Genomic DNA, 12,149 nt, shown 5'->3' on the forward strand with positions numbered 1-12,149 from the left:
TGTCATTGGTGCGCCGCTAAACCGTAACGCCGCGTAGTCAGGCTGAAACTCCCGCACTCGATCTGGGAGAGATGCAATGGCTCGTGAATTCGATGGCTCGTATCAGCCCACCGCCAAGTCCCGCAAACAGCAAGAGAAAGATCAGCGCCGCATGGAGTTTCGACGCGCGATCGAAAGCTATTCCGAGCAACGCCGCTTGTTGCAGGAAATTGCTGATTACCCCGAGTTGCAAGCCATCAACGTATGGCAGGTGTCGGCGGCAGGTTCCCCGAAAAACGCTCAACAAGTGCGCTGATTTGCGTCCGTTCGCTGCGGATGAACGCAAGAAAGGCCAAGGCCACCGGCGATTGTCGCTTGGCCTTGGACTGCACTACACACCAACTGCGGTACAACGGAAGTTCTTCGACCGGTAACTCGCGCAACACCCCGGTAGCGAGCTCCAGGTTCAACGCGTGGCGGGTCAGCAGGGCGATGCCCAAGCCGGCAATCACGCATTCGCGCTGAGCGTCGGCAGAGGCAACCTCAAGGGTCTGGGTGAAGTGCACGCGTTTATCCTTGAAGTACTCCTCACAGGCTTTACGTGTGCCTGAGCCTTGTTCGCGAATCAGCAGGGTATGCGGCTCCAGGTCTTGAAGGCGCAGTTTCTCCAGCTTGCACAGGGGATGGTCGGGCGGTGCCACGGCGACAATCGGATTGTTGAGGAAGGGTAGAAACTCCAGCCCCATGTCCTGCGGTACCATGGACATGATGATCAGGTCGTCACGGTTGTCGGAAAGACGGCGTATCGCCTGGGCCCGGTTGACTACCGTGAGGGTAAGATTGACCTCAGGGTGCAGGCGTTTGAAGGCGGCAAACAGGTGGGGAACGAAGTACTTGGCGCTCGACTCCACCGCCAGCTTCAGTTGCCCTTGCAGTGAGCCCTGCATATCGGAAAGCTGCATATCGAGGCTTTCCAGGCGACCAAATATGTCGCGGCTGGCGCGTTGCAGGGCTTCGGCAGCCTCGGTCAGGTAAAGTTTTTTGCCGACGTACTCGAACAGCGGTTGGCCAACCAATTCTTCAAGCTGGCGAATCTGTAGACTAACGGCGGGTTGCGTAAGGTTCATCTCATCGGCAGCCCGGCTGTAGGAACGCAAATCACAGACCTCATTGAAGATCTGCAATTGACGCAATGTCATACGCATCAATGACTTACGCATTTTTTTCTTGTCTCGGCAAAACCTTGTAACAGCACTATAAGCTTTTGCTAATGCACACCCTAATAAATATTGATTTTTGTTTATCCAGAGACAGCGCTAGGGTAAAGATGCGACTGGCCAGCGACGATTGGTCACGCGCCGACCGGCTTCGCCGGCTCGTTTGTTCTAGCGGCCTTGGGAATACTCCAGTGATAAAAAAGATCCTGATCGCCAACCGCGGTGAAATTGCTGTTCGGATCGTGCGTGCCTGCGCCGAGATGGGCATTCGCTCCGTGGCGATCTACTCCGACGCCGACCGCCACGCCTTGCACGTTAAACGTGCGGATGAGGCCCACAGCATTGGTGCCGAGCCTCTGGCTGGCTACCTGAACCCGCGCAAGCTGGTGAACCTGGCTGTGGAAACCGGTTGCGATGCCCTGCACCCTGGTTATGGCTTTCTTTCGGAGAACGCTGAACTCGCAGACATCTGCGCTGAACGTGGAATCAAGTTCATTGGCCCTGCAGCGGAAGTCATTCGCCGCATGGGTGACAAGACTGAAGCCCGTCGCAGCATGATCAAGGCTGGTGTACCGGTAACCCCGGGCACTGAAGGCAACGTCGCCGACATCCATGAAGCGCTGGAAGAGGGCGATCGCATCGGTTATCCGGTGATGCTCAAGGCCACCTCCGGTGGCGGCGGTCGCGGCATTCGTCGCTGCAACAGCCGTGACGAGCTGGAACAGGCGTTCCCACGGGTGATTTCCGAAGCCACCAAAGCGTTTGGTTCGGCGGAAGTCTTCCTGGAAAAATGTATCGTCAACCCGAAACATATCGAGGCGCAGATCCTCGGTGACAGCTTCGGTAACGTTGTGCACCTGTTCGAGCGTGACTGCTCGATCCAGCGCCGTAACCAGAAGCTGATCGAAATCGCCCCGAGCCCGCAGCTCACCCCTGAACAGCGCGCCTACATTGGTGATCTGTCGGTGCGTGCGGCCAAGGCCGTGGGCTACGAAAACGCCGGTACTGTGGAGTTCCTGCTCGCTGATGGCGAGGTGTACTTCATGGAGATGAACACTCGAGTGCAGGTGGAACACACCATCACCGAGGAAATCACCGGTATCGACATTGTTCGTGAGCAGATCCGTATTGCGTCGGGCCTGCCGCTGTCGGTCAAGCAAGAAGACATCCAGCATCGCGGCTTTGCCCTGCAGTTTCGGATCAACGCTGAAGACCCGAAGAACAACTTCCTGCCAAGCTTCGGCAAGATTACCCGTTACTACGCACCCGGTGGCCCCGGCGTACGTACCGACACGGCGATCTACACCGGCTACACCATTCCGCCGTTCTACGACTCCATGTGCCTGAAACTGGTGGTCTGGGCGCTGACCTGGGAAGAAGCCATGGACCGTGGCCTGCGGGCCCTGGACGACATGCGCGTGCAAGGGGTGAAAACCACTGCAGCCTACTACCAGGAAATCCTGCGCAATCCGGAATTCCGCAGCGGTCAGTTCAACACCAGCTTCGTTGAAAGCCATCCGGAACTGACCAACTACTCGATCAAGCGCAAACCCGAAGAGCTGGCCCTGGCCATCGCTGCCGCCATTGCCGCACATGCGGGCTTATGAATAAGCCAGCTGTAAGCTTTTAGCTACAAGCGGCAAGTTAGAGCTGATCGGCTTTTGCTTGCAGCTTGTAGCTTGGAGCTTGCAGCTCTGAGGAGATAAAAATGACTAAGAAGATCTTTGTTACTGACACAATCCTGCGCGACGCTCACCAGTCTCTGCTGGCTACCCGCATGCGTACCGAAGACATGCTGCCGATCTGCGACAAGCTCGACAAGGTCGGCTACTGGTCGCTGGAAGTCTGGGGCGGCGCAACCTTCGACGCCTGCGTGCGCTTCCTCAAGGAAGACCCATGGGAGCGTCTGCGCAAACTGCGTGCCGCGCTGCCTAACACCCGTCTGCAGATGTTGCTGCGCGGTCAGAACCTGCTCGGCTATCGTCATTACAGCGATGACGTGGTCAAAGCGTTCGTGGCCAAGGCTGCCGTCAACGGTATCGATGTGTTCCGTATCTTCGATGCCATGAACGACGTGCGTAACCTGCGCGTGGCCATCGAAGCGGTCAAGGCGGCTGGCAAGCACGCTCAGGGCACCATTGCTTACACCACTAGCCCTGTGCACACCATCGACGCCTTCGTAGCTCAGGCCAAGCAAATGGAAGCCATGGGTTGCGACTCGGTGGCGATCAAAGACATGGCTGGCCTGCTGACCCCATTCGCTACCGGTGAACTGGTCAAGGCCCTGAAAGCCGAGCAATCGCTGCCGGTGTTCATCCATTCCCACGACACCGCCGGCCTGGCAGCCATGTGCCAACTGAAGGCTGTCGAGAACGGTGCCGACCATATCGACACCGCGATTTCCAGCTTCGCCTGGGGTACCAGCCATCCAGGTACCGAGTCGATGGTGGCGGCGCTCAAGGGCAGTGAGTTCGACACCGGTCTGGACTTGGAGCTGCTGCAGGAAATCGGTCTGTATTTCTACGCCGTGCGCAAGAAGTACCACCAGTTCGAAAGCGAGTTCACCTCCGTCGATACCCGCGTTCAAGTGAACCAGGTACCGGGCGGCATGATTTCCAACCTGGCCAACCAGCTCAAAGAGCAGGGCGCACTCAATCGTATGAACGAAGTGCTGGCTGAAATCCCACGCGTACGTGAAGACCTTGGCTTCCCACCGCTGGTGACCCCGACCTCGCAAATCGTCGGCACCCAGGCGTTCTTCAACGTCCTCGCCGGTGAGCGCTACAAAACCATCACCAACGAGGTGAAGCTGTACCTGCAAGGTGGTTACGGCAAGGCCCCGGGTGTGGTCAACGAGAACCTGCGCCGCCAGGCCATCGGCAGCGAAGAGGTGATCGATGTACGCCCGGCTGACCTGCTCAAGCCGGAAATGACCAAACTGCGCAACGACATCGGCAGCCTGGCCCGTTCGGAAGAAGACGTGCTGACCTTCGCCATGTTCCCGGATATCGGGCGTAAGTTCCTCGAAGAGCGCGAAGCCGGCACCTTGACCCCTGAAGTACTGCTGCCAATACCGGAAGCTGGTGCTGTGGCCTCGGCCAGCGGTGAAGGTGTGCCGACTGAGTTCGTCATCGACGTCCACGGCGAAACCTACCGCGTCGACATCACCGGTGTCGGCGTCAAGGCCGAAGGCAAGCGTCACTTCTACCTGTCGATTGACGGTATGCCGGAAGAGGTGGTGTTCGAGCCGCTCAACGAATTCGTCGGCGGTGGCAGCAGCAAGCGCAAGCAAGCCAGCGCACCGGGCCACGTCAGCACCACGATGCCGGGCAACATTGTCGATGTACTGGTCAAGGAAGGTGATGTGGTCAAAGCCGGCCAGCCGGTGCTGATTACCGAAGCCATGAAGATGGAAACCGAAGTTCAGGCAGACATTGCTGGCAAGGTCGTAGCCATCCACGTGGCCAAGGGCGACCGGGTCAACCCGGGCGAAATCCTGATCGAGATCGAGGGCTGATTCACAAGCCTTCATCTACAAGCGGTTAACCTCTGGGGAGCATTTGCTCCCCTTTTTTTTTGGCCGGTAGGAGCGGGCTTGCCCCGCGATGCAATGTGGTTGAAACACCGCAATCGCGGGGCAAGCCCGCTCCTACCCGAGTTGCGTTCAGACGCTTCGGCACGCTTCAAGTGAATGCACTTGGCCTTGCGGTTGCTGATTCTCTTCCGACAGCCAGCGCTCGAATCCCGCCGCAATTGCCGGCCACTCATCATCGGTAATCGAGAACCAAGCGGTATCGCGGTTACGGTCCTTGATCACCATGTGCTTGCGAAACACCCCTTCAAAACGGAAACCGAAGCGTTCAGCGGCTCTTTTCGAGCGGGCATTGTCGTTGTTGCATTTCCACTCCAGGCGCCGGTAGCCCAGTTCGAACGCCAGCTTGCCAAGCAGGTAAACCGCCTCAGTGCCCCGGGGAGTGCGCTGCATGGCTGCACCAAAGGCAATGTGGCCAATTTCGATACGGCCTTGATCGGGCACGATCGACATCAGGCTGAGGATGCCCTGGGTTTGGCCGCTGGCGCTGTCAATCACGCTGTAGAACAGCGGGTCGCTGCTGGCCGCGTTGCTGTCGAGCCAATGGTCGAAATCTTCGCGTTCAGTAAACGGGCCGTAGGCCAGGTAGTCCCAGAGCTTCGGGTCGGCACCGGAGCCCTGGAACACCTCCCAGAGGTCTTCGCGGTCGCGTCGGGGGTCGAGCTTTTCCAGGCGGATGAAGCGACCGACCAAGGGCGTGGGCTGGGGACGTTTTGCCGGGTGCCAATTCAACGGTGTACTCATGTGAAGGTTCCTGGGCTTACAGGGGTTTGCGGAACTGAATGAAGCCGGGGCGTTCGGCAACCTGTTCATACAAGCTGATCGCTGTGGCATTGGTTTCATGGGTCAACCAGTGAACCTTGGCGCAGCCTGCCGCTTTCGCCGTAGCGTAGACGTATTCGATCAATTGGCGACCGACACCAAGGCCGCGTTGTTCACTCTGGACATACAGGTCCTGCAGGTAGCAGGAATTTTCGATGCTCCAGTTGGAGCGATGGTAGATCCAGTGGACCATGCCCACCGCTTTGCCGTCGACCCAAGCCAAGGCGGCGTTGGTTGGTTCCGTGGGGTCGAGCATGCGCTGCCAGGCAACGGCGGTTACCTCATCGGCAAGACGGGTTTCGTAGAAGCGCAGGTAGGCCTGCCACAGGGGCAGCCAGGCGTTGTGGTCATCAGCGGTAACCGGGCGGATCGTTACATTTGGCATGGGTGATTCCTTCAGGGTTGACGCATCAATGCAGCGAGTTGGTTGTCCAGGTAATCGGAGCTGGCGCTCAAGCCTTCCCGTACGCCAGCGATGTCTTGAGCGGAGCGGTTCTGGCTGAGTTTGCGCGCACCTTGTAGACGGGCAATGGGCATGCGGATGCCGACAATGGCGCGGAGCATGCCGTCGAGGTAGTCGCTGGGTGCGTCGTCCACCCGCCACGGCTCGCTACGGCCTTGCTCATGGCGATTGGTCAGGCGGGTGACGATGTCCAGCAGTGCGGCAGCCTCATGCAGGACTTCGACCGGGCCATAAGCATGCACGGCCAGGTAATTCCAAGTGGGTACTACCTTGGGGTTGTCGGCCTTGCTCGGATAAAAACTGGGGCTTACATAAGCATCGGCGCCGGGGAACACCAGTAGCGCCTCGCTTCCTTGCTGCAGGTCTTGCCATTGGTTGTTGGCGCGCGCCAGATGAGCGTAGACGGTGCCGTATTCGCCTTCCTCGGTGTTGACCAGCACCGGCAGGTGCGTGGCCAGCAAGCCGTGTTCACCCTGGCTGACCAGCAGAGCCAGACGGCTGTCGAGCATGTGCTGGTGCAGGCGATCGAGGTCGTGTTCCTGATGAGGCTTGCTGTTGTACATGGCGGTTCCCTTGTCGAATGACTTCATCCTAGGCAGGCTATTGGCTCTTTGTAAGAGCCATTTATGGCTATTTTCATAGGTCCAATGCTATGAGCGAGCGCATCCTTGTTTTGCCCTTCGACCCCACTGGCATCGTGCTTGATCGCCGCCGAGGTCTTAGTCAGCAGCTCTATCAGGCGCTGCGGGGGCGAATTCTCGATGGTCGCTTAAGCAGCGGTACGCGCCTGCCTGCGAGCCGGGAGCTGGCCGAGCAACTGGGGTTGTCGCGCAACACTGTGGTGCGTGCTTACGATCAGCTCTACGCGGAAGGCTTCATCGAAAGCCGAGTGGGTGATGGCACCTATGTCAGTCACCTCGAAAAAATATCCACACGATTATCCACAGGGTTATACAGTAGGTTATCAACAGGGTTATCCACATTTAGCCCGAATAGTACTGAGGTTTTATCCAGTTGCAGCGTGTCGAGTGAGCCGCTGGAGCGGTTGAAATCCAACCATTTGCCGCCACCCAAAACAGGCGCACCTCGTGCCTTTCGCGTCGGAATTCCGGCGTTCGATCTGTTCCCGTTCGACGTCTGGGCCAAGCTACAGGCGGGTTTTTGGCGCAATCCAGACCCAGCACATCTTGGCTATGGAGACCCTGCGGGTGAATTGGAGCTTCGTGAGTTGATTGCTGCCTACCTGAGGCGGTCGCGAGGCCTTTCCTGTACTGCTGAGCAAATTGTGATCACCCATGGTGCGCAGCAGGCCATCAGCCTTTGTGCACAGTTGCTGTTGGACCCTGGCAGCCGCGTAGCTGTGGAAAACCCAGGATATCGGGCAGCAGGGCACGCTTTTACCATGGCGGGCGCGGAGGTTATCGGTGTGCCTGTGGATAACGATGGCCTGGACTGCGCGGTGCTTGAATCACTCGACAACTGCAGGCTGGCCTATGTCACCCCGGCACACCAATACCCCACCGGCGTTACCATGAGCCTGGCTCGACGTCTGGCGCTGTTGGCCTGGGCTGAGCGTCACCAGGGCTGGGTCATCGAGGATGACTACGATGGCGAATACCGTTACAGCGGCGCGCCTCTGGCGCCGCTGGCAGCGCTGGATCGGCAAGGACGAGTGATCTACGTAGGCACGTTCGGTAAGGTGGCCTTTCCCGCCTTGCGCCTCGGCTATCTGGTGCTGCCTACGTCGCTGATGCGCGAATTTTCCTGGGCCCGGGCGTTGAACGTCCGGCATTCTGAGGTGGCCACGCAGTGCGTGATGGCGCAATTCATGGTCCAGGGCTACTTCCAGCGACATATCCGGCGTATGCGCCGTGCAGCTTTGGCGCGACGCAATGCCTTGCTCAATGCCTGGCCACGGGAGATATCGGGCGTTGGTGCAATGCCGGTGGTTGCTGCTGGCCTACATTTGACGTTGCCGGTGCAGGGGATCGAACGCGAACGTGAACTCATTGAGCAGGCTGAACGTGTGGGTGTCGAGATTAGTGCATTGAGTAACTTCTGGTTGCCGGGCACTCCGGATGAGGGTAAATCGCGTGCGGGCCTGGTTATTGGTTTTGCAGCGGTGCCTGAGAGCAGCATTAAAATAGCGGTGGAACAATTGAAGAAAGTTTGGCTATAGCGGGAAGTTATAACTATTAGCGAAGGGGTTTTTTAAAAATTACGGATTGGCAACTGATAAATTTGTCAGGTGTTTATTCATTTCTGCGTGTGCATACTCATGGTCGCTAACTTATCCAGCGGTCACTTTTGAGGGTTTGTACATGGAAAGCACTCACAAAAAAGCTTTGAAAGCGGCATTGGACGCAATGAAGACTGGCCGCCAAAAAAAGAGCGCTAATGATTACTTTACGGCACTGATCGATGGCACGCCTTTTGAGGCTCAAGAGGTGCGTGGATTCACAAGTTTTGGTGTGAATATCGTGGTAGGTGTTATTCAAACTGCGAAAGGACGTAAATATATTTCTTTCGCAGCGGATGATGACTTGGCCGTTGGTGATCATCCCGTCACATTGGATGGAAAGGTAACGGTTGGTTATATGATCGAAGAGGGGGAAAACCTTGAGTATCCTGCCGACAAAGGCACTGCCAGGCTCAAAAAATTGAGCCAGCCTTATACTGGCGAGTTTGAAGTTGAGCTGGAAAAAGGTTCCCCCGTTTCGAAAATTACCAAAGCCAAGTTCAGCGTTGCCCAGATGACTATTGGCTAACCGTGATACGCCCCCGCCTTGAGCTGGGGGGCGTAACACACAGGCGTTAACTTATCGGGACTGTGGCTGAGCGCTCTGAAAGCCCTCTAGCACGTTGACCGCGTTGATGCCGATTTCCTCGACTGCATAGCCGCCTTCCATCACAAAGAGGGTTGGCTTACCCAGGCGAGCGATGCGCTCGCCCATCTTCAGGTAGTCAGGGCTGTCCAGTTTGAACTGCGAGATCGGATCGTTCTTGAAGGTGTCCACCCCGAGCGAGACCACCACAACATCTGGTGCAAAGGCGGCGATCCGCTCACAGGCTTGATCCAGCGCGTTGCCCCAGGTGTGCCAGTCACTGCCGGCTGGCAGCGGGTAGTTGATGTTGTAACCCAGGCCTTCACCTTCGCCCTGTTCGTCGGCGTAGCCAAGAAAGAACGGGAATTCAGCCTGTGGATCGCCGTGGATTGATGCGAAGAACACATCGTTGCGCTGGTAGAAAATGTCCTGAGTACCGTTGCCATGGTGATAGTCGACATCGAGGATGGCGACTTTGCTGTGGCCTTGGTCGAGGAACGCCTGGGCAGCAATTGCGGCGTTGTTCAGGTAGCAATAGCCACCCATGACATCGCTGGCGGCATGGTGCCCTGGTGGTCGGCACAGGGCGAAGGCGCTATGGGCGCCGGCTTGCACGGCTGCCTGGGCGGTGAGCGCCACTTGCGCAGCACTGTAAGCGGCCTGCCAAGTGCCCGCGGTGATCGGCGCGCCGCCATCGAAGCTGTAATACCCCAGCTCGCCATGCAGGGTGGACGGTTTAACGCTGCGCAGCGTGCGCGCAGGCCAAGTGTAGGGCAGCAGGTCGCCATCATGGCCGAGGCTGGCCCAGCGCTTCCAGGCACCTTCAAAGAAATTCAGGTAGTCGGCACTGTGCACCCGCAGCAGCGGGGCGCGGCCAAAGTCTGTCGGGCCTTGCACTGGGCCCAGCTCACGGGCTTTTACCCGTTCCAGAACATGGTCAGCGCGCGAAGGCATTTCGAAGCACGGCATCAATTGCCCGTCGATCAGCTCGCAGCGGCCGTGGTGCAGGCGATGGTCATCAGAATAAATGGTCAGCATTTTTTTGTTTTCCACAGTCACAGGCAGAGGTCCATTGTTGAATGGAGCAGCCCTGCTTCAGAACGGCGGAAACGGCCAAAAGGGGATCGATGTGGCCAGTCTACGGGGCCAGATACCACTTGTTCAGGCGCGGAAATGACTGGGTGCTACACCGCTCCAGCGTAGAAATGCATGGCGAAAGCTGGCGGTTTCGCTGAAGCCCAAGGCTTCTGCAATCTGATAGATCGGCAATTGGTCTTCAGCCAGCAATTGTTTGGCTCGTTCAAAACGCAATTCGTCGAGCAATTGCTGGTAGCTGCTACCCAGTTCCTGTAGATGGCGGCGCAACGTCCGTGATGAACAGTTCATCTGTTTGGCCAGGCCTTCCAGCCCGGGCGCGGCATCCAGTTGATCGAGCAACAACTGACGGATGCGCCCTAGCCAGGCCTGGCGTCCGGTGAATTCCAGGTTTTGTCGGCGGCAACGCTCACTCATAGCCCGATGGGTGATCTGGTCGGCCAACGGTAAAGGTTTATCGAGCCACTGGCGCTCGAAGGCGAAGGCGTTATCAGCGGCCTCAAATTGCAGTGGGCAATTGAAGGTCTCGGTATACAGCGTTTGGTAATCAGGCGCGGCATGGACAAAACGCGACGCTAGCAGCGGCAGCGATTGCCCGAGCAGGTCATCGCAAATGACTTTCAGGGACGTCAGGCAGAACTCGGCATTGAAGGCAGCCAAGTGCGGGACCTCGCGGTAGTTACTGGCACTGAACCAAATGCGTTCACCGTCTTCGATCAGGCGTAACTGGAAAAGTGTTCCCAGCAGCGCCGGATACTGCATGGCCAGACGTAAAGCGTCACCTAAGGTGGCACTGGAAAGTAGCGCGTAACCGAGCATCCCGTAGCAGGAAACATGCATGCGCCGACCCAACTCCAGGCCCACCTCACGGCGCCGCGCCACAGCGTTGGCACACACCAATAGCTCTTGGCGGGTGGTAATGCGCAAGTCAGCGCGGCCCAGGTCCTCGGGGCTTATACCGCTACCGTCGAGCAGCGCCGCAGCGTCTACGCCTTCATTTTTGAAGGCCTGCAGAATCAACGACACGGCGTTGAGGGTCGTGAGATGCGAGTGGAGCATGGGTGGCTTCCTGCTGAAGGGCTATCTGTAAGCCAGCAATATGCGTGCCTTGCCGGGTTAGCCCAGTTCTGCGCAGAGGTCCAGCTCGATCAGGCGCCGTACTTCTGTCAGCGCTAAACCGGCGCCAAGCAGCAACTGCAATTTGCCGAATGCAGCCTCGCGGGTCATCCCTGCGCCGGACAATACCCCGGCCTGACGCAAACGGCTGCCCGCTTCATACACATCCAGCTCAACCCCACCTTCATGGCATTGGGTGATTGCTACCACCACAACGCCTTTGGCGTGCGCCTGCTTCAGGGCATCGAGGAAGTCTGTGTCGTTGGCCGGGCCAGTGCCACTGCCGAAGCATTCCAGAATCACGCCCTGCACACCGCTGGCGAGCACCGCGTGCAGCAAGGGTGCGCCAAACCCGGGGACCAGCGGCAGTGCTGCGACCTTGGCGGTTTGTTTGGGGTGGCGGTAGTCCAGCTCGGGTGGCAGGGGTTGCACGTTGGGCACACCGTCTGCGCGCTTGAGTGTCACGAATGGGTGCCGACCGAAGCTGCGCACTTTGGCGGTGCGCTGAGGGGCGAGCAATTCACCATGAAAGTACAACTGCACCCCAGGGGCGATACCGTGGGCCAGTGCTTGCAAGGCGCCGACCAGGTTTTCCCAGGCATCGCTGTCGGCAACGCCGGCGGGCAGCATGGAGCCGGTCAGCAGCACAGGTGCCTGCAGGCCAAGCAACTGAAAGCTCATAGCTGCCGCGCTGTAGGCGAGGGTGTCGGTGCCATGCAGTATCAGAACAGCATCGCAGCCCTGATTATCGACGGCTTCGATGACCGCCTCGCGCAGGCGTTGCCAGTATTCAGGCGTCATGTTGGCGCTATCGATCAGCGGCTGCATTTCGCGAAACTGCCATGATGGGATGCCGGCAACTCCGGCCAACTGTTCGCGCATTCGCTGTTCGAAGCCTGAGGCCGGAGCCAGGCCATTGGCACTCGCCTGCATGCCGATGGTACCGCCGGTATACAGCACCATGATGTTGCGGGCGGGTTGTGCGGTTGCCATGGGGCGGTCTCCGTGGTCGGCTTATTGTTAGCTGCCCACAGTACGCC

12 protein-coding genes are annotated in these 12,149 nt (G+C 58.3%); 5 read left to right on the plus strand and 7 right to left on the minus strand.

Features of this window, described 5'->3' with window-relative positions; genetic code table 11:
* Positions 1-76 precede the first annotated feature (76 nt).
* A complete protein-coding gene (locus E1573_RS11480) occupies positions 77-295 on the plus strand; it encodes a PA3496 family putative envelope integrity protein (RefSeq protein ID WP_133213697.1) in 219 nt (72 codons plus the stop codon).
* On the opposite strand, the gene E1573_RS11485 is transcribed toward E1573_RS11480, so the two are convergent.
* Positions 237-1,199 carry a LysR family transcriptional regulator gene (locus tag E1573_RS11485; protein ID WP_133213699.1) on the minus strand — a complete coding sequence of 321 codons (963 nt, stop codon included), beginning with the start codon at positions 1,197-1,199 and terminating at the stop codon, positions 237-239. The two genes, E1573_RS11480 and E1573_RS11485, sit on opposite strands and share 59 nt — an antisense overlap.
* A gap of 188 nt (positions 1,200-1,387) precedes the next feature.
* Here E1573_RS11485 and E1573_RS11490 point away from each other — a divergent pair, with 188 nt between their 5' ends.
* A complete protein-coding gene (locus tag E1573_RS11490) occupies positions 1,388-2,803 on the plus strand; it encodes an acetyl-CoA carboxylase biotin carboxylase subunit (RefSeq protein WP_133213701.1) in 1,416 nt (471 codons plus the stop codon).
* A 101-nt stretch (positions 2,804-2,904) separates the two neighbouring features.
* Complete coding sequence (oadA, locus tag E1573_RS11495) at positions 2,905-4,713, plus strand: sodium-extruding oxaloacetate decarboxylase subunit alpha (protein ID WP_133213703.1); 1,809 nt, start codon at positions 2,905-2,907, stop codon at positions 4,711-4,713.
* 147 nt (positions 4,714-4,860) lie between these two features.
* Here oadA and E1573_RS11500 read toward each other — a convergent pair whose 3' ends face one another.
* From E1573_RS11500 to E1573_RS11510, 3 genes are read right to left on the minus strand one after another with little or no spacing between them, the layout of a single operon-like run.
* Positions 4,861-5,532: a GNAT family N-acetyltransferase gene (locus E1573_RS11500; RefSeq protein ID WP_133213705.1), complete on the minus strand. Its 672-nt coding sequence runs from the start codon at positions 5,530-5,532 to the stop codon at positions 4,861-4,863.
* A gap of 16 nt (positions 5,533-5,548) precedes the next feature.
* Positions 5,549-5,995 carry a GNAT family N-acetyltransferase gene (locus E1573_RS11505; RefSeq protein WP_133213707.1) on the minus strand — a complete coding sequence of 149 codons (447 nt, stop codon included), beginning with the start codon at positions 5,993-5,995 and terminating at the stop codon, positions 5,549-5,551.
* 11 nt (positions 5,996-6,006) lie between these two features.
* Positions 6,007-6,636: an FMN-binding negative transcriptional regulator gene (locus E1573_RS11510; RefSeq protein WP_133213709.1), complete on the minus strand. Its 630-nt coding sequence runs from the start codon at positions 6,634-6,636 to the stop codon at positions 6,007-6,009.
* Positions 6,637-6,725: 89 nt separating this feature from the next.
* Here E1573_RS11510 and E1573_RS11515 point away from each other — a divergent pair, with 89 nt between their 5' ends.
* Both E1573_RS11515 and E1573_RS11520 read left to right on the plus strand, forming a co-directional pair.
* On the plus strand, positions 6,726-8,252 hold the full coding sequence (locus E1573_RS11515; RefSeq protein WP_133213711.1) for a PLP-dependent aminotransferase family protein: 1,527 nt from the start codon (positions 6,726-6,728) through the stop codon (positions 8,250-8,252).
* 142 nt (positions 8,253-8,394) lie between these two features.
* Positions 8,395-8,841 carry a hypothetical protein gene (locus E1573_RS11520; protein ID WP_133213713.1) on the plus strand — a complete coding sequence of 149 codons (447 nt, stop codon included), beginning with the start codon at positions 8,395-8,397 and terminating at the stop codon, positions 8,839-8,841.
* A gap of 51 nt (positions 8,842-8,892) precedes the next feature.
* On the opposite strand, the gene E1573_RS11525 is transcribed toward E1573_RS11520, so the two are convergent.
* From E1573_RS11525 to E1573_RS11535, 3 genes are all read right to left on the minus strand, one after another.
* The gene (locus tag E1573_RS11525) at positions 8,893-9,936 is read right to left on the minus strand and encodes a histone deacetylase family protein (protein ID WP_133213715.1); all 1,044 of its coding nucleotides are present in this window, start codon (positions 9,934-9,936) and stop codon (positions 8,893-8,895) included.
* A 123-nt stretch (positions 9,937-10,059) separates the two neighbouring features.
* Positions 10,060-11,052 carry an AraC family transcriptional regulator gene (locus tag E1573_RS11530; protein WP_133213717.1) on the minus strand — a complete coding sequence of 331 codons (993 nt, stop codon included), beginning with the start codon at positions 11,050-11,052 and terminating at the stop codon, positions 10,060-10,062.
* Between the two features lie 57 nt (positions 11,053-11,109).
* On the minus strand, positions 11,110-12,102 hold the full coding sequence (locus E1573_RS11535; RefSeq protein WP_133213719.1) for an asparaginase: 993 nt from the start codon (positions 12,100-12,102) through the stop codon (positions 11,110-11,112).
* Positions 12,103-12,149: the final 47 nt, after the last annotated feature.

It is taken from the genome of Pseudomonas sp. H9 (assembly GCF_004353925.1).
Taxonomy (GTDB): Bacteria; Pseudomonadota; Gammaproteobacteria; order Pseudomonadales; family Pseudomonadaceae; genus Aquipseudomonas.